Source organism: Ensifer sp. GW823-FHT05D09, assembly GCF_058795755.1.
Genome location: NZ_JBXAIA010000002.1, coordinates 585,488 through 602,857, shown reverse-complemented (window position 1 = coordinate 602,857; position 17,370 = coordinate 585,488). Strand labels below are relative to the sequence as shown.

The window sequence follows — 17,370 nt, the reverse complement described above, 5'->3', positions numbered from 1 at the left end:
AGGTCGGGGGACCATGTCGGACATCCACAGCGGCAGCTGTCTCTGCACTGCGGTGCGCTTCAAGACGCGGGGAGAGCTACGCGAGCTGATCTTTTGCCATTGCACGCAATGCCGCAAGCAGACGGGCCTCTATTATGCCGCGACCAATGTGCTGGATCGCGACCTGGAGCTGGAAGGTGCTGAGGATGTCACCTGGTATCGCTCGAGCGACGGCGCTCAACGGGGCTTCTGCCGTCATTGCGGGTCGGCCCTGTTCTGGAAAGCCGATGGGCTCGACTACACGTCGATCATGGCCGGCGCCTTTGAAAAGCCGACGGACCTCAAACCCGGCTATCACATCTATTGCGCCGACAAGGGCGATTTCTATGGCATCGACGACGACCTGCTGAAGTTTGACGCAGGGCGACCGTAAAAGCCTTCAGGCCACTTCCGGCCGCCAGGCGATGACACCTTGCGTCCGCGCACGGACCTCCGGCGACGCCAGGCAGTTGGCGACGGTCTCGTAGCCTGGGGCACCCGGATAGGGCGCGACCTCGGTCGGCGGGCTATGGTTGGCGGGGCACAGAATGACGGTTTCCTCTGGTCCGAGAGCGGCCAGGTCAAGGACGGCATTGGATCGGGTCAACATGAGCATCGGCCGCCGGTCGGTACGGTGGTGACGCAGGTGCTTTAGCAAGGCGGTTTGCGAAGCGGCATCGAGGCCCTGTTCGACCATATCGACTACGAATGCCTCGGCATCCCCTTCCAATGCCACCAACAAAGCAGTCAAAGGTGGCGATGCGACGGCGCCGTCGTCCAGTAGTCGCGCAAGAACGGTGTCTATGCGTGATTTTAGCCGAGGTTCGACCTCGAGCCGCCGGAGAGTGGCCTCGCCGTTTATCTCCTCCAGCCGATCGAGGCCCACGAAGATCGCGCCGGGCAGGGCCGTGGCAATTGCTTTGGCCAACCGTGTCTTGCCGCTGCCGAGCGGTCCGATGATATAGGTCAGCGGACGGATCGTCTGAAGGCTGAACGCCTCACCGCCCCATGGCCATGGCAGGTTGAAGGCGACCTTGGGATTGCCGGATGACGGCTCCCCTTGCACCAGTTGCTGCAAGCCGGGCGCATTGTCCGCATCGCTTGCCAGATCTCGGCGGAGACGCCGGACCTTTGCGACTGTCTCATGCAGATCCTGCGCCCGCGCCTCCAGCAGCCCCTGCTGCTGCGCCAGGGCAGGGCCAAGCTCGCGCGTACCGCCATCGAGCACGCGGCGGATCTGTGCCAGGGTGAGGCCGAGCGAGCGCAGGGCTGCGATCTCGCCCGCGCGCGCCATTTGCACCGGGCCATAGGTCCGCCATCCCGCCGAAGTCCGCACAGGCGCGATCAACCCATGTTGCTCATAGAGGCGTAATGCCTTGATCGAGACGCCAAGGCGCTTGGCGGCCTCGGTTGCAGTCAAGAAACACGTGGAGTCGCTCACGAATCACCTCTTCCTGTTCACCGCGATCTTTATCGGTCCTGGCCCCGGGGACGGGTCAATTGTCCGCTGAAAAATAACGGCACCTGCGCCCGGCAAGCTTGGAGTTGAGAGAGCAGGTACCGTGGTTCTGACTGGCCGGAGCCGAACGGACGAATGCCGATTGAATATTGGTTGCGTTTGCCCAGCGATGCGCGCACCGCTAAAGTCTTTCACCGAGCCCGCGATTGCCTAAACCGAGCGCGGCCGTGGAAAGTGTTTGTGGCGAAAGGTCAACCTGTCACAGGTTCGCTGCGACGCCGTGTTCGTCAGAAGAGAGGAAGCGCGAAGGCCATGTCGGACGATGAGTTTGCGGAGAATATGGTCTGCGCTACGATCAATGCGCCCCATCGCGCGCTGTCCGACACGCTCCTGGCATACCTTGCTGCTCACCGCCCTGATCGGGTGGTCGCATTCGTGTTCTTGGCCGATACCCCGGCCACGAGCGAGTGTTGGAAGAGCCGGCTGATCAGCGAGGTTCGTGTGCGCGAAGACGGGGCACGCGCGACGAATTTTGTCGGAATCGCCGATGTGGCGACCTGGAACAGGGTCTTTCGGGAGCACCGGCCCGAACTGGAGCGCCACGGGGTCGAAATCGTGCCGACGAGGCCAGGCGTGTTCACAGGGACAGCAGCCTAGATCGCAATCGGCCCAAGGAAAACCGCCGGCAGGTTAAGGCAGGCGCAGGCAATCGCCGACAGCTTCCGATCGTTCCGACGCGCACGTCGATTTCGCCGCAAGAAAGACGCGGACTATTTTGCGAGTCGCACCGCACCGTCGGTGGCTCGCTCATAGGCGTTGGCCAGTGCGGCAAGCTTGACGGCCTGCCACCGACAGTATTCGTCGACCAACCGGATGCTCATCCAGAAGCGACCGCGCGAACCGTCGTTCGATCGGCCGATGTAGCCGGAGTCCTGCGCCTTGGTAAACAGTCTGCGGACATGGGTGTTGGAGATGGTATAATGGTTGGCGAGTTCGGCCAGGTTGAGTTCCAGCCAAACCTTCCCATCGACGGGCGTCAGGCTTTTCGGGCGCGCCATCAGGTCATCGAGCAGCAAGCCACCGCACTCGGTCCAGGCGAAGATGGCGACACCTTCGGGAGGCTCGCTCCAGTTCTTGTCGGACAGGAGCATTCTTGCCGCAATCGGCTGCGTGCGTACAAGGACGGAGGTGTCGGCCTCAACGTGTTCCAGCCGATTGCCGCCATCGAGGCGATCGAGCGTACCCATCTGGCTCATGAACCAGCGCATCATGGCGCTCTCGCTGACTTCCGTCGGTTCGAGCGGGCGAACCTTCTTGTTCGTCCGTTCGCCGCTGACATCGCGCAGCAATTTGTAGGCGAGCAGTTCTGCCAGGAATGCGGCTGCCGTGTTTCGACTTGCACCGCCGGTATCACGCATGAACTTCAACAGCCGCGCCGCTGTGATGCCGGAATCCGGATGCGTCGGATCGCGCTCGAGATGAAGCGCATAGGCGGCCTGGCTCAAAATCCATTTCTGATGGGAGGCGACCAGACGAGCCACGCGCGGAAAGATGTCATAGACGGCCATCAGATCGCGGGCGCTGATCTGCAGCGTCTCGCGCAGCAGCGGGTTGCGCAAAATTCCATCCGCCGTAAAGGCGGGCGGTTTTTCCGGTGCAGCATCCCCCTGTTTTGCCACCAAATGCATGTGTCGTGCACGTCTCCCGACGATGTTTCGCGTAGGCTTCGGAGGCCGATCCCTCGCCACGCCTGCCTCGATACTACTCAACTCTACTGCTTTTAGCAGCTTTACCTTGCTCATAACGTGTGAAGCCGCCATTTTGTTCGAAAGAGCAAGCAAAGGATTTTTCCGTCGCCAGCCCCATCGCATTTTCCGGGGTGGTGTTACTGCACGAGCACTGGTGGTTGGCACTTGACCCCAGTGACGCGAACATCCGCTTCGCCCACCCGCACCCCGACCAGGAGCAACAGGTTGTAGAGCAGATCGTCCACCGGTTTTGTGACGGCTCCCAGCGTCTGGGCCAGCGCCTGTTGCAGGATCGTCGGGCTGCCAAGCGTCAGGAACAAGACCTGGATGTTCAGATCCAGATTGTTGAGCAGCGTCTTCGTCGTCGACGAGAGGATGTCCTTGGTCGATACGCTCTTGATCGAACGCGCGGCGACCTCGGCAGGGCTAAAGGTGAGCCGGGACGCCTGAAGGTTTTGCGCCTCGATGTGGGCGATCGCGTCGATCTTGACCACCAGCGCGTCGACGATGCGGGCGCGCTCGACGCGGGCATCGGACGAAAAGCTCGAAAGCACCTTCGGGTTGACGTCGCCGATCGCGATTTCAGCGACGCCCGGAACCGCATCGACGACGACGGCTGCATTCTCCGGCTTGCCGCCGTAGCAGCGGATATCGGAGAGTTTGGCTTCGGCGTGGGCTAGCTCCACGTAGATCGGCAAACGAATACGGATACCGGCAAGGGCGGCCAGCCCGTCTACGCCTACTTCGACGGCAAGGCGGGTCTGTGCCGTGCGGACCGCAGTACCTGGCGTGCCGAGGCGATGGCTTGGCGTCTCGACCGGCGGTTCGCCGATCGCCAGTTTGATGGTCGCCGACGCTATTCCCGGCAACCCGGCGACCGCATTCAACGCGATCTGGTTCTGGCCGTTGGCAATGGCGGCCGCGGCGGAGACAATCTGCAGGGCGCTGACCCTCATCGTCCAGTCTGAACCGGCATCGATCCTCTGGTCTTTCTTGGGATCAAGATTGAGTATCTGCGCCAGAGTAAAGGTCTTCCTGTTGTTGGCCGTCGCCAGCTCGATGGTCTTGAGCGCTGAGTTGACTGTTCCCGACAGTCCCTGGAACAGTCGCATGGACGACAGCAGCTGTGGCATCGTCAGTTTGGCGTCGAGCACGTCTTCATAGGAGGCGGTTTTGAGGCTGAGCTTGGTCGCAATGATCTTCAGGAACGGCTGGATGTCGATATCCGCATCGATCAGGGCGGTGTAGTCCATCACCTTCAGTGAGATGGTGGTGCCGAGCATCTGGCCGAGTATGGCGTTGAGGAGGCCATCGTTCAGGCTGGCAAGGCGGGATCCGACAGAAAAGGCGGCAATTTTCGAGCTTGCGGCCGTTCCGACGACATTGAGATCGGGTGGCTCGGCGAAGACCGAGGCGAGGAAGATCTGTCCCTTCTTTTGCAGGTGAACCTGGACGGCATCCGAAGGGGCCGCGTTCTTGACGAAGCGCTGGCCGGCGGTAATGTTCGGATCGGGGACATAACGCCCGCGTGTGACCGTTGCCACACCTTCGATCTTTGCGGTGGCGACATCGCTTGGTCGCACAACCTTGCCATCGATGGTCAACAGGCCGGTGGGCGTCGCGACCGCGAAATTATGACTGTTGTTGGAAAAGTACTTGAGGACGGCCTGCTCTGCGGAAGAGACGTTCGATGCGGCGGCGATGGCGGCAAGATCGACAGTTTGCTGCATCTCCCGCTTCTGGACGGTGAGATAACCGTAGTCGATGCCAAGCCCCATGGACGCAATAACCAGCGGCATGACAAGCGCGGCGGACATGCCGATATTGCCATGCCTGGATTGGGCGAGCGCGCGCAATGCCGGTGCTTTCGGAACCATTTCAGATGCCTCCCAAGCGGATGGTGGCGAAGCGCTCGATCTGCTCGCTCGGCATTGCGAAGGTGAACATGTTGTAGATCGGCAGGTCGCTGGCGTCGTATTTGATCCTTACCGTGAACTGGTTGGCATTGCTCGCGTCGGCCTTGACCGTCACGGTCATGCGGGACGGCTTGATGAAGGATTGATCCATCGTGGTGCGCTGGATGTAGTCGGTGGCGAGACGTTCGCGCTCGCCTTCCGAAAGCCCTGCAATGGCGGTACGAGCAGCATCGGCAGCGATCTGCTGAATGGAATGGGCGGCGCTGAGGTAGATGCCGTAGGCGATCAACGTCAGGACGCAAAGAAAGAAGAGAGGGGCGATGATTGCAAATTCAATTGCGGCAGCGCCATCGCGGCTGCCAAACAGGCGCGTTATTCTGGACATTTCAGCAACTCCGACCGAACCGTGACTGCTTTTTCTCTGTCCCTGCACCGTCAGGCTGCGCTTCAAATATTAATTTTCTGATACGCGAATAGGTTGCTTCGATGGCTAGAAATAGCCTATTGGTGCAAAATGCATATTTGTGATTGAATTAGGAATTGCGTAGATTCTTGAGGGTTTTAGCCGTACCGGATAAGGCTAGTCGTTGTCGGGTATGTGCCGGTATTGGGCAAGCTGGCGATTGAGAGTGGTGAGGTCGGCCCGCAGCTCGGCAATTTCGCGCAGCAGCACGTCATCGACCTTGTGATGCAGGGCGATCAACTCGACTTCCGATTTCAGATTGACCTCGTAGTCCTTTGCCGCAGCGAAGCGGTCGCGCTCGGCCTGCCGGTTTTGAGACATCATGATGACCGGCGCCTGCAATGCCGCCAGCATCGAGAGCAGCAGGTTCAGGAAGATGAAGGGGTAGGGGTCGAATGCCCCGGTCATGAGCAAGACGGTGTTGACGACCACCCAGGCAACCAGAAAGCCGCAAAAGCTGAGAATGAAGGCCCAGGAGCCGCCAACCCTGGCGATGGAGTCGGCAAGCCGATCGCCGACGGAAAGCTCGGCGCTGAACTCGGCGTTGGTGTCCGTCGCAACTGTGCGCCGCTCCTTGGCGCGGGTAAGGATGCGGCGCTCGATTTCGCCGAGTTCGGCAAGCGGCTTGCCGAACAGGTGCTGGGACAGGTCGTTGAAATGCGGCATGGCTATCTCCGAGAATGGTCCGGGCGGTATCTAGCGCACCACTTCGGTGAAGAAATCAACGGGAGACCTCAGATGAAAAGAACCGGACGGTCACCCGTCCGGTTCTGTGTTGTCATTCAGGCTCTCAGGCACCCTGCGCTGCGCAAGAGCGGTGTTTACGCGACGCGTTTTCCGGCGATACCAACTAGAAACCTGCGGCGTAAAGATCCGCGTGCGACTTGAAGAAGCGGTCCGTCGAGTAGCGCTTGCCGAACATCATGTCGTGCTGGAGGAAGCGATAGTCACGCAGCAGCGCCGGCACCTTCGGCTGACGGGACCACTCGGCGACGTCCTTGCCGTTCTTGCGGATCAGCATGTAGCGGTCGACGACGCGGTATTGATCGTACACCTTTCCGAGGAAGCCGGTGTAGTAGGGATGCTCGTAGCCGGACTGCTTCAGGATCTGGTAGGAGAGGAAGGCCGGGCTGATCGTGCCGACATTCTTCTTCGGCCCAGTCTTGTTCGACCAGACGACGAGTGGCGTTTCATGCTGCGCCTTCATCTGGTCCTTCGGACCTTTGCGCTCGGCCGTCACGCCCTTCATGAAGCCGGTGTTGGTGTAGACGGTGTTCAGCGGCGGCAGATGATCGCCGAACAGCACGATGATGGTCTCGCGGTCGCGCTCCTTCGCCCAGTCCATCAGCTTCTTCAGGCTCTCGTCGGCTTCCTTGATGCCCTGAGCATATGTCGCCAGCACCTGGCGGTCGCTTTCGGGCAGGTTGCCTTCAACCTTGATGGTGTTCTTGGCGTAGCGGTTGGCCTCATACGGGCCATGGCCCTGCAAGGTGACCGCGAAGAAGAAGAACGGGTCATCCATGGCATCGGCCTGGCGGATGATCTCGTTGGTCAGGGACTCGTCCGAGGCGAAGATGCCGCGCTTCTGCATCGGCGGCATGTTTTCCTCCGACTTGAAGGTGTCGAAACCGAAGGCTTTGTAGACGGCGGTGCGGTTCCAGAACCAGCTCTGGAACGGGTGGATGGCCCGCGAAACATAACCCTCGCCACGGAAGAAGGTGGCAAGCGAAGGGATCGGATTGCGGATGTACTGCTGGTACGGGATGCTGCCATAGGGCAGGAAGGCGTTGGAAAAGCCGGTCAGCGCTTCGAACTCGACATTCGCCGTCATGCCGCCGAACTCCGGCGAGAACACGTTGCCGGACTGCATCTCGCGGATCGTCGGCATCGGGTCGGGCGACAGCTTGACGTTCGGCAGACGGGTCGGATCCCAGAAGGACTCGCTCATCAGCACGATAACGTCGGGCTTGCTGCGATGGGACGTGCCGGCCGGCAGCGGCTTGACCGGGATGCGGTCGATCGCATCGGCCATGTAGCCGGCAGGTGCGCTGACATTGGCCATCGGCAGGTTGATCGCGAACGCCAGCGCAAAGCCGTTGTGACGATAGTTTTCGGTCTGATCCCACATGATGGGGATGACCTTCAGGCGATCACGGATCCAGGAGAACTGGTTGTAGTCCATGATGTTCCAGAAGGCGAAGAGCAGCGGCAGCGCAAAGGCCGCGCGGGCGATGCGCTCGCGGCGCGTCAGCTTGGGGAAGTTGCGCCACGCGTAGCGGAGGAGCAATCCGATGGCGGCAACGGCTGCGAGAAGGCCGACAGCAATGCCGACAGCAGTCCAGGGACGGTCCTTGACCAGAACCGGCATCAGCTCGAGGATCTGGCGACCGAAGAGAAAGTCGGTCGGATAGAGCGGGTCGGAAAGGAAGACCTGCTTCTGCTGGCAGATGATGGCCGGTATGATCGCCAGCGGCGCGATTACCACGGCGGACTTGTGCTCACGGCCGAAAACACCATCGATGGCGAGCAGAATGAGGAAGAATGCACCGATGGTGGTCCAGGCGGGGCGCGTCGGGTCGAGGAAGTAGGAAACCGTGTCGGCCAGGGAGTGGCGCACGATCAACTCGACTGCGAAAACGAGCGCAGCCGCGATTGACAGCGAAAGCAATGCGCTGCGTGCGGAGGTCAGCGTCTTGGCGTGCCGCGCGGCAAATCCGGGTCTATCGGCGTAGACTCGTGATCTCCTCGCTACGGCTGAATCGATACTAGCCAACATCTTCTCCAATTTCATCAATGCGTCGTGTAACTGTCATACGACTGTCATTTTGAACAGGGGATGAATGGCTTGTTCAGGGTGTTTGGAAACAGGTTTTCGTCACGTGAGGGTGTGCGAACCGGAGCCGATAACAATCCGAAATAGCAGAATTTTTTTGGAATTCTTCGCTTCGCTGCGATTGGCTGTGGGTATTTTGGCGCGGATTGCGCTAAAGATCGGGGCGAAAGTCAGACGCATTCGTTCGAGAACAGACCGACAGGCCCGCTCATGACCGCTCATAAAGCTGCTCCCACCCTGCTTCGCATCGCCGTTGCCCAGCTCAATCCAACTGTCGGCGATATCGCCGGAAATCTGGCGAAAGCGCGTGAGGCGCGCGCCGATGCGGCGCGCCAGGGCGCCGACCTCCTTCTTCTTACCGAGCTTTTCATTTCCGGTTATCCGCCGGAGGATCTGGTTCTAAAGCCCGCCTTCCTCAAGGCCTGCCTGCAAGCGGTGGAAAAGCTGGCGGGAGAGACCGCCGACGGCGGTCCGGGCGTCATTATCGGCTTCCCGCGTCTTGCCAAGACGGGACGCCACAATGCCGTAGCCGTTCTCGACGGCGGCAAGATCATTGCGGTGCGCGACAAGGTTGATCTGCCGAATTATGGCGAGTTCGACGAGAAGCGGGTGTTCGACCAGGGCGAGATGCCCGGGCCGGTCAATTTCCGCGGCATCCGCATCGGCATTCCGATCTGCGAGGATATCTGGGGCGATCTCGGCGTGTGCGAGACGCTGGCCGAAAGCGGTGCTGAAATCCTGCTGTCGCCGAACGGTTCGCCCTATTATCGCGACAAGGTGGATGTGCGCCATCAGGTGGTGCTGAAGCAGGTGATCGAGACCGGCCTGCCGATGATCTACGCCAACCAGCTTGGCGGGCAGGATGAACTGGTGTTCGACGGCGCGAGCTTCGCCTTCAACACCGACAAGTCGCTCGCCTTCCAGATGAGCCAGTTCGAGGAAGCGCTGTCGATCGTCGAATGGAAGAAGGGTGATAATGGCTGGCATTGCGCCGGCGGCCTGCAGTCGCGCCTGCCGGAGCGGGAGGAAGCCGATTATCGCGCCTGCATGCTTGGCTTCCGCGATTATGTGAACAAGAACGGCTTCAAGAACGTCGTGCTCGGCCTGTCCGGCGGTATCGACTCTGCGATCTGTGCGGCCCTTGCCGTCGACGCGCTCGGCGAGGAGCGGGTGCGCACCATCATGCTGCCTTACCGCTATACCTCGAAGGATTCGCTCAAGGACGCCAAGGACTGCGCTGAGGCGCTCGGCTGCCGCTACGATATCGTGCCGATCGAGGAGCCGGTGCAAGGCTTCCTCGGCGCGCTCGCCGATATGTTCGAAGGCACGGAATCCGGCATTACCGAGGAGAACCTGCAGAGCCGAACACGCGGCACCATTCTGATGGCGGTTTCCAACAAGTTTGGCTCGATGGTGGTGACGACCGGCAACAAGTCGGAAATGTCGGTCGGTTATGCCACTCTCTACGGCGATATGAACGGTGGCTTCAATCCGATCAAAGACTTGTACAAGATGCAGGTCTACGGCATCTCGCGCTGGCGCAACACCACCGTGCCCCCCGGTGCGCTCGGCCCGTCCGGTGTGGTCATCCCGCAGAACATCATCGACAAGGCGCCTACGGCCGAGCTTCGCCCCAACCAGACCGACCAGGATTCGCTGCCGCCCTATCCGGTACTCGACGACATTCTCGAATGCCTCGTCGAAAAGGAGATGAGCACGGAAGAGATCGTGGCGCGCGGTCATGACGAGGCGACGGTGCACCGCATCGAGCATCTGCTCTATATCGCCGAGTACAAGCGCCGGCAGTCGGCGCCTGGCGTGAAGATCACCAAGAAGAACTTTGGCCGCGACCGGCGTTATCCGATCACGAACCGGTTCCGCGACCGGGGCTAGGCGGTGAAAGCCGTCTGCGATGAGGCGGGCGACGCCAAGAGCTCGCCAGAGTTCACCGACGAGGAAGTCCACCTGATCCGGCTGTGGTCGCTCAGCGATAGTTCTGCTGGCGGCCAGCTTTCGGCACAGATCGCCTATTTCGCCACACCGGCGGTGTTCGGGATCTACGGTCTTGCGACCGGCAGTCTTGTCATCGTTGACGTCGCCTTTGTCTGTATCCTGTTGCTGCTCGGCTGGGGTTTCGTTTCGACCTGGCGAGACCAGAGCAAATTCGCCCTGATGAAATCGATCTGCGTCAAGGTGTTGGCGATGTTGCCGGCGGACGAACGACGCAGATAGCCGCAGTGACGGCAGGAGAATGCGATGCGCAGTTCCGTTGAAACCTACGACATCGTCAGCGGCGAGATGCATGTCGTCTGGCAGACCGACCGGTTGGTCGAGGCGCCGAACTGGTCGCCTGATGGAACGTATCTTGTCATCAATGGCGATGGGCTGCTCTATCGCCTTCCGCTTGACGGCGGCGAACCGGTCCAGATCGACACCGGCTTTGCCCGTCTCTGCAACAACGATCACGGCATTTCGCCGGATGGCAGCACGATCGCGATCAGCGACAAGACCGAATTCGGCAAGTCGGCGATCTATCTGCTGCCGGCTTCGGGCGGCGAACCTAGGCTCGTAACACAGAACCTGCCGTCCTACTGGCATGGCTGGTCGCCCGATGGCCAGACGCTCACCTATTGCGGCATTCGCGATCAGGTTTTCGATATCTATACAATCCCGGTTGAGGGTGGCGAGGAGTGGCGGCTGACGCACGGCGAGGGGCGTAACGATGGGCCGGACTGGTCACCCGACGGCGCCTGGATCTACTTCAACTCCAGCCGCACCGGGCGCATGCAGATCTGGCGTGTCCGGCCTGACGGCTCCGACGTAGAGCGAATTACCGACAGTCCCTATGGCGACTGGTTCCCGCATCCGTCGCCGGACGGAAAGCACCTGCTGGTTCTCTCCTACGACGGCGATGTCTTCGACCATCCGCGGGACTTGAATGTTCGTCTGCGACTGATGGAGGTGGATGGCACGAACGCGCGCGACCTGTTCGAACTCTTCGGCGGACAGGGCACGATGAACGTTCCCAACTGGTCGCCGAAGGGCGATCGCTTTGCCTTCGTTCGCTACGAAGCGAAAAGCTGAGAAGGCTGGACAAGAATACGGACTGCGTGCTAGCGATCGTCTCGCTTGCAGGGCGCACCCGATCCGCGGGAAGGGCCAGACCCACCTGTTTCACTGAACTTGGTTGCCACACCTCTTTTCAGTCTGTGGGCGCGGATACCGGACGTGAATGAAAGGAGGTCTTTCATGATCACGCGCGATCTTCCCGCGAATGCTACCCTCGAATCCATCCGCAAGCAGGCCAAGGCTTTTCTGAAAGCCCTGAAGGCTGGCGATGCCGCGGCACGCCAGCGGACGCTGCCCTATTTCACCGAACCGGCCACGATTGGTCTGCAGGATGCCCAACTGGTCCTCGCTCGGGAGTTCGGCTTTTCCAGCTGGACCCGATTGAAAACGCACCTCGAGCGCTCTCAGCAGGGCAAGCCTGCCACCGAGCAGCTTGCCAACCGCTTCCTGGCGCTCGCGACTGTGTCTTACTTCGGCGACATAGCCGCCGATCCTGAGCGGTATGCCCAGGCGAAAGCTCTGCTCGAAGAGCATCCTGAAATTGCAGGCGAAAGTATTCACGTTGCCGCCGCGCTCGGCGATGGCGACGCTATCGACCGGTGGCTCGATCAGGATCCGAAGCTCGCCGGCAAGCGTGCAGGCCCCTACGACTGGGAGCCTCTGCTCTATGCCGCCTATGCCCGCGTTCCCGGCAGGTCTTCGCTTGCAGCCGGTGAGCGGCTTGTTGCGCGCGGTGCCGATGCCAATGCCTTCTGGTTGGATGATGGACAGTATCGTTTCACCGCGCTGACAGGCGTCTTCGGCCAAGGCGAAGCGGGCAAGGAGCGGCAACCGGAACACCCCGATTGCACCGCCTTTGCCGAGCTGCTGCTCAAGGCCGGCGCCAGGGCCAACGACAGTCAGGCGCTCTACAACCGCATGTTCGAGCCCGACAATACCTGCCTCGAGCTGTTGCTGCGCCACGGGTTGAGCGCCAAGGACAGGAACAACTGGCTGGTGCGCGAGGATGGAGAACTGATCGAAAACAGCCAGAGTGTTTTCGACTACCAGCTCGCCTGGGCGCTGGAAAAACGAATCGCCGATCGCGTTCGATTGCTCGTCGAGCATGGTGCGGACGTCAACCGAACCGTAAAGGGACGCACACCCTACCAATGGGCGGAGCTTGGCGGCGATGCGTCCCTTGCAGAACATCTGGTTGCTCATGGCGCCACGGTAGCGGAACTTACCGATGTCGATCGCCTGGCGAGAGCGATTGCCGAGGGCAAGGGCGAACAGGCGAAGGCGCTGGTGGCTGGGGATGCAACGCTCGTTTCGCGCACGCAGTCGGCACATCCCGCGATCCTGCATGAGGCTGCGGGCGAAAACCGTGAAGTCCAGGCGGCGCTGATGCTGTCGCTCGGCTTCGACGTCAACCGCATGACGTCGCGAACGCCGCTGCACGAGGCGGCGTTGCATGGACATATCGAGATGGCAAAGCTGCTGCTCGAGCATGGCGCCAACGCCATGGCGCGCGACCCCTATCATCACGCACCGCCGATCGGCTGGGCCGAGTATAACGGCAAGGGCGACATGGTTCGTTTCCTCGAGAGTCAGTCGCTCGACCTGTTTGCAGCCGCCGCCTTCGGCAAGAGCGAACGGGTGATGGCGATCGTCGATGAAAAACCGGAACTGCTCGACATACCCTTCGGCCAATTCCGCGGGCGCGGGCGGCCAAACCCGCAAAGCGACTGGATGACACCGCTTGCAATCGCCGTCGTCAACAGAAGGTCCTCCGTGGTCAAGCTGCTCATCGAAAAAGGTGCCGATGCCAATCGGCGTGATGGCAGCGGCACGCGGTCGATCCGGGATCTCGCCCGCGACGAAGGAGACGAGGAAATCGTCTCGCTGTTGCGTAGATCTTCTTCGCCCAACTAGTGGTCGTGCGACTACTGATTGTTGGATTATACTAGGCGGTTGAAGTCTTTAAGGCTTTCAATACCAGCTTGCTTAAACTAAATTTCTGCTTTGATCTTTAGGGTGGCGTCTGATCGGTGCCACCCTTCGCCATTGACGGCTGGTCCGGTGAGGGGGCGTTGGCGTGATCGAGGAAGAGTTTCGGCAACCGAAGCGGAACAGGGCGGTCTGGGCAATTCATGCTGCCTGTACCTTGGTTGCGATCCTGACAATCGCCAGCCTCATCTTCGTTCTCAATCGTTCCGTCGTCGAGGCGGACCGTTTCGGCCGTTCTGCAGAGCGCAGACTGGTGACAAACGAGTTGCGCCACCAGATGGAAGCAGCCGTGCAATTCCAGGCGCAGGTCTCTTTCTGGGACGGCACTTACGACGAACTTGCGACCGGACGGCTGAGTGACGCCTTCGTGGCCGAACAATTGTCCGGGTGGCTCTGGGAGGACTACGGTTTCTCCTGGCTGATCTTCAGTGATGCCGATGGACATGTTTCGACAGCATTGAAGGACGGTCTGGCCATCCCCGCGCAGGCGGCCGAAGGCCCGCTTCGCGATGTCGATGATCTGCTCGACGAGGCACGTCGCCGCTATGACAATGCGCTGAGAAACAATGGCGGCACCTATACGCTCGATATCCCCCAGCCGAACCGGCAATCGGTAACGCCGATCGTACCCGGCATCCACGCCGTGGATATGCGTGAGGTTCAAGGGCAGATGAGCATCGCGGTCGTCCAGGCGGTGATCCCGGAAACGCTGCAGCTTGCCGCCGATCGCCGCAAACCGGTGTTCATGGTTTCTGTTCGCCCGCTGACGGCGCAGTCGCTGCGGGAGATCGAAGCAAAGCTTGGGGTGTCTGGCCTTGCCTTCGTCCCGCTGTCTCAACTTCCGGCCGATAGCGTGCACGTGTCCGTCGGCCGGTGCTTGGACGCCTCCTGCCTGGTCGTTGCCTGGACGCCCAAATCGCCCGGCGGCTTCGTGCGGGCGGAGATCCTGCCGAGCGTGATCGCCATCGCGATCCTGGCAATGCTTTTGATGGCCTTTGTAGCCCTCAGGTTCTCCAGTGTCTTTGCCGCCTTGCAGCAGAGCGAGGCGCGAAACCTCTACATGGCAAAACATGACCGGCTCACCGGGCTTCTCAATCGCAGCGGCTTCGACGATGCGCTGGCCGCCGCGCTCCTCGACGCGAAAAACCGCCCATTCGCGCTGATCCTTGCCGATCTGGACGAGTTCAAGGCCGTCAACGACCGGCATGGGCACGCGGCGGGTGACGCGGTGTTGATGGCCATTGCCGAACGGTACCGCCGGCGGGTCGGGGCGCGTGGAACCGTTGCCCGCCTGGGCGGTGATGAATTTGCGGTCATCCATCGTTCGTCAGGCAAGGATGCGGACGTATCGGCTGTGGCTGCGGGCCTTGTCATCGATGCACAGACGCCGGTCGAGCTTGAGGGGCAGATGTTGCGCGTCGGCAGCAGCGTCGGCTTGGCCTTTGCGCCTAAGCACGGCAGCACTGCCCGCGCGCTGCTGGCCGCTGCCGACGAGGCGCTCTATCTCGCCAAGAAACGCGGGCGCAACCGTGTCCAGACGGCTGACGACCTTTCCCCGGAAGACAAGGTTGCGCTGAGCGCAGAGGTGTCAAGGCGCCACGCCGGCTGAGTTTTCAGGCCGGTAGCTTTCCATCGCCATGGTCTTCATCCGAGCGGTTGAAGCGTCCGCCGAGTGGAGCGGTCACCCACAAAAGCCGGGCGTCGCCGTCGCTGGTTGAAATACAGGCATGGCCGAGGCGTGCATCGAAGTAGACAGCGTCGCCGCTCTTCAGCACTGCTGGTGCGTAGTGCTCGGTATAGAGGGTGACTTCTCCGTCGAGGACATACATGAAGTCCTCGTCATCGTGCCGGTCCCAATCGGGAAACTGGTCGAGCCCCCGTGCCCTGACCAGCACTTCGACCACCATGAAGGCCGTGTTGCGCACCTCTTCCATCAGCAGCCGCAAGCCATAATTCGGCGTTTCATGGCGAGTGCCATCGTCCTTGCGGGTGACGCTGCGCCGGCCGGCGGGCGGGCTTGCCTCGCCGGAGGCGAGAAAGCTCAGGAGATCAAGCGAGAAGCCGGCCGCCAGCTTCTGCATGGCGTGGAAGGTCGGCGACATCTCGTTGCGCTCGATCTTCGATAGCGCGGAGCGCGACAGGCCGATGCGCTGGCTCGCTTCGTCGAGCGTCCATTCCCGTGCGACCCGGAGCTCCTTCACGCGGGCTCCAAGTTCGGCCGGTCGCTCTTCGGTCGAGCGAAGTCTCTGTTCGGCAGGTCGGCGGGTGATGGTCAGTTTTGGCATGGCGTCTCCTCGGGCAATGCATACGAGCAAAATCGACGATTCTCAATTCTGTTGACGAAATCCACTATAGTAGATAAATCCCGCTTGTGAAACTTAACGGGAGGATGGACTTTGATCAACATTCAGGAAAGCAGATACGGAGTTGACGAGTTGCTGGTCGCCGATGCGGAGGCGGATGAACGGCGCTGGCTGCCCTTCGGCGACAGCGCCTTTACATTGCCGTTGCTGTTCGATGTGCGGGGCGGCAGTTGGGTCAGCATCTTCAAGGCCAAGGGCACCGGCACCATCGAGCGGCATCGTCATTCCAATCCGGTCACCGGTTGGACGCTGGAGGGCACCTGGGGTTATCGTGAGCGCGACTGGATCGCACGGCCCGGCACCTTCATCTTCGAGCCGGCGGGCGATATCCATACGCTCTACGTGCATCCGGAGGCCGGCCACATGAAGGCGCTGTTCCACGTGTTCGGACCGCTGGTCTATCTCGATGATGACGGCAACGCCGAAGGTTATGACGACGTGCTGGTCAGGCTCGACCGATATGCGGCACACTGCAAGTCGGTCGGGCTTGGCGAAGATTTCGTCCGCACACTGATCCGATAGGGGGAGGCAACCATGCATGCATTGGTATTCGACACGTTCGGTGGGCCGGAGGTCCTAAGCTACCGCGAGGTTGCCGACCCGGCCGTGCCACCTGGCCACATCCAGCTGGCGACGCGGGCAATCGGGGTCAACTTCGCCGACATCTATCGGCGCAAGGGCAACTACACGCTTGCGGGCAAGGCGCCCTACATCGCCGGCTACGAAGGGGCCGGCGAGGTGATCGCCATCGGTGAAGGCGTCGAAGGCGTCGCTGTCGGTGACCGAATCGGGTTTGCGGACGTGCCGTTTGCCAATGCAACGCGGGTGACCGTGCCGCTGGAGCGGGCCATCCCGCTTCCTGACGATATCGGCTTTGAGGCCGCTGCCGCCCTTCTGCTGCAGGGGCTGACGGCGCAGTATCTGGTCGAGGACAGCTATAGCGTCCGGGCCGGCGATACCGTTCTGGTGCAGGCGGCAGGCGGCGGTGTCGGACAGTTGCTGATCCGGCTTGCCATCGCGCGGGGCGCGAGCATCATTGCCATGGCCTCGACGCTGGAGAAGCAGGCGCTCGCCAAGGCCGCGGGTGCCGCCTATGCGCTCGGCTATGACGAGGGCTGGCCGGACAAGGTGCGCGCCTTGAGTGACGGCGGCGTCAATGTCGCCTACGATTCGGTCGGCATAACCCTGCTCGACAGCCTTTCGGCGGTTCGCTCGCGCGGCACACTTGTGACGTTCGGCATGGCCGGTGGGCCGGCACCCCTGGTTGATCCGCGCTATCTCATGGAGCATTCCAAAACCGTCGTCGGTGGTGATCTCTGGGGTTTTCTGACCGATCGGCAGCAGCGGCTGAGCCGGGCCGGGCGGCTGTTCCAGTCGCTCAGGGACGGCGTCATCGAGCGGCCGCGCATCGAGACCTTCGCACTGTCGAACGGGGCCGCGGCCCATGCGCGGCTCGAGGACCGGCGGTTCTCGGGAAAGATCGTGCTTTTACCCGAATGACGGACCGGCCCC

16 protein-coding genes are annotated in these 17,370 nt (G+C 61.3%); 9 read left to right on the top strand and 7 right to left on the bottom strand.

Going from position 1 to position 17,370, the window contains the following annotated elements; translation table 11 throughout:
- Positions 1-13 precede the first annotated feature (13 nt).
- On the top strand, positions 14-412 hold the full coding sequence (locus AC1Q80_RS08640) for a GFA family protein (protein WP_492360154.1): 399 nt from the start codon (positions 14-16) through the stop codon (positions 410-412).
- 6 nt (positions 413-418) lie between these two features.
- Here AC1Q80_RS08640 and AC1Q80_RS08635 read toward each other — a convergent pair whose 3' ends face one another.
- Complete coding sequence (locus AC1Q80_RS08635) at positions 419-1,459, bottom strand: MerR family transcriptional regulator (RefSeq protein WP_492360153.1); 1,041 nt, start codon at positions 1,457-1,459, stop codon at positions 419-421.
- Positions 1,460-1,789: 330 nt separating this feature from the next.
- On the opposite strand from AC1Q80_RS08635, the gene AC1Q80_RS08630 reads away from it, so the two are divergent.
- Entirely contained in the window at positions 1,790-2,134 is a 345-nt protein-coding gene (locus AC1Q80_RS08630; RefSeq protein WP_209791979.1) for a hypothetical protein, read from the top strand.
- Between the two features lie 113 nt (positions 2,135-2,247).
- Here the strand turns inward: AC1Q80_RS08630 and AC1Q80_RS08625 are convergent, their stop codons facing one another.
- From AC1Q80_RS08625 to AC1Q80_RS08605, 5 genes are all read right to left on the bottom strand, one after another.
- Positions 2,248-3,165, bottom strand: a complete 918-nt coding sequence (locus AC1Q80_RS08625) for a helix-turn-helix domain-containing protein (protein WP_173420130.1) — start codon at positions 3,163-3,165, stop codon at positions 2,248-2,250.
- 197 nt (positions 3,166-3,362) lie between these two features.
- Complete coding sequence (locus AC1Q80_RS08620; RefSeq protein WP_492360152.1) at positions 3,363-5,102, bottom strand: pilus assembly protein TadG-related protein; 1,740 nt, start codon at positions 5,100-5,102, stop codon at positions 3,363-3,365.
- Position 5,103: 1 nt separating this feature from the next.
- Positions 5,104-5,526, bottom strand: a complete 423-nt coding sequence (locus AC1Q80_RS08615) for a TadE/TadG family type IV pilus assembly protein (protein ID WP_209791975.1) — start codon at positions 5,524-5,526, stop codon at positions 5,104-5,106.
- Between the two features lie 195 nt (positions 5,527-5,721).
- Complete coding sequence (locus tag AC1Q80_RS08610) at positions 5,722-6,270, bottom strand: DUF1003 domain-containing protein (RefSeq protein WP_492360151.1); 549 nt, start codon at positions 6,268-6,270, stop codon at positions 5,722-5,724.
- Positions 6,271-6,454: 184 nt separating this feature from the next.
- Entirely contained in the window at positions 6,455-8,377 is a 1,923-nt protein-coding gene (locus AC1Q80_RS08605; protein ID WP_492360369.1) for an LTA synthase family protein, read from the bottom strand.
- Positions 8,378-8,647: 270 nt separating this feature from the next.
- Here AC1Q80_RS08605 and AC1Q80_RS08600 point away from each other — a divergent pair, with 270 nt between their 5' ends.
- The 5 genes from AC1Q80_RS08600 (at position 8,648) to AC1Q80_RS08580 (ending at position 15,104) form a co-directional block, all read left to right on the top strand.
- Positions 8,648-10,330, top strand: a complete 1,683-nt coding sequence (locus tag AC1Q80_RS08600; RefSeq protein ID WP_492360150.1) for an NAD+ synthase — start codon at positions 8,648-8,650, stop codon at positions 10,328-10,330.
- A gap of 3 nt (positions 10,331-10,333) precedes the next feature.
- Positions 10,334-10,669 (top strand): hypothetical protein, encoded by a 336-nt coding sequence (locus tag AC1Q80_RS08595; protein WP_492360149.1) that lies wholly within the window; start codon positions 10,334-10,336, stop codon positions 10,667-10,669.
- Between the two features lie 24 nt (positions 10,670-10,693).
- The gene (locus AC1Q80_RS08590; protein ID WP_492360148.1) at positions 10,694-11,521 is read left to right on the top strand and encodes a TolB family protein; all 828 of its coding nucleotides are present in this window, start codon (positions 10,694-10,696) and stop codon (positions 11,519-11,521) included.
- Positions 11,522-11,686: 165 nt separating this feature from the next.
- Complete coding sequence (locus AC1Q80_RS08585; RefSeq protein WP_492360147.1) at positions 11,687-13,420, top strand: ankyrin repeat domain-containing protein; 1,734 nt, start codon at positions 11,687-11,689, stop codon at positions 13,418-13,420.
- A gap of 163 nt (positions 13,421-13,583) precedes the next feature.
- On the top strand, positions 13,584-15,104 hold the full coding sequence (locus AC1Q80_RS08580; RefSeq protein ID WP_492360146.1) for a diguanylate cyclase domain-containing protein: 1,521 nt from the start codon (positions 13,584-13,586) through the stop codon (positions 15,102-15,104).
- 4 nt (positions 15,105-15,108) lie between these two features.
- Here the strand turns inward: AC1Q80_RS08580 and AC1Q80_RS08575 are convergent, their stop codons facing one another.
- Positions 15,109-15,780 carry a helix-turn-helix domain-containing protein gene (locus tag AC1Q80_RS08575; RefSeq protein ID WP_492360145.1) on the bottom strand — a complete coding sequence of 224 codons (672 nt, stop codon included), beginning with the start codon at positions 15,778-15,780 and terminating at the stop codon, positions 15,109-15,111.
- A 111-nt stretch (positions 15,781-15,891) separates the two neighbouring features.
- On the opposite strand from AC1Q80_RS08575, the gene AC1Q80_RS08570 reads away from it, so the two are divergent.
- Both AC1Q80_RS08570 and AC1Q80_RS08565 read left to right on the top strand, forming a co-directional pair.
- The gene (locus tag AC1Q80_RS08570) at positions 15,892-16,380 is read left to right on the top strand and encodes a 2,4'-dihydroxyacetophenone dioxygenase family protein (protein WP_492360144.1); all 489 of its coding nucleotides are present in this window, start codon (positions 15,892-15,894) and stop codon (positions 16,378-16,380) included.
- 12 nt (positions 16,381-16,392) lie between these two features.
- Positions 16,393-17,358 (top strand): quinone oxidoreductase family protein, encoded by a 966-nt coding sequence (locus AC1Q80_RS08565; RefSeq protein WP_492360143.1) that lies wholly within the window; start codon positions 16,393-16,395, stop codon positions 17,356-17,358.
- Positions 17,359-17,370 lie beyond the last annotated feature (12 nt).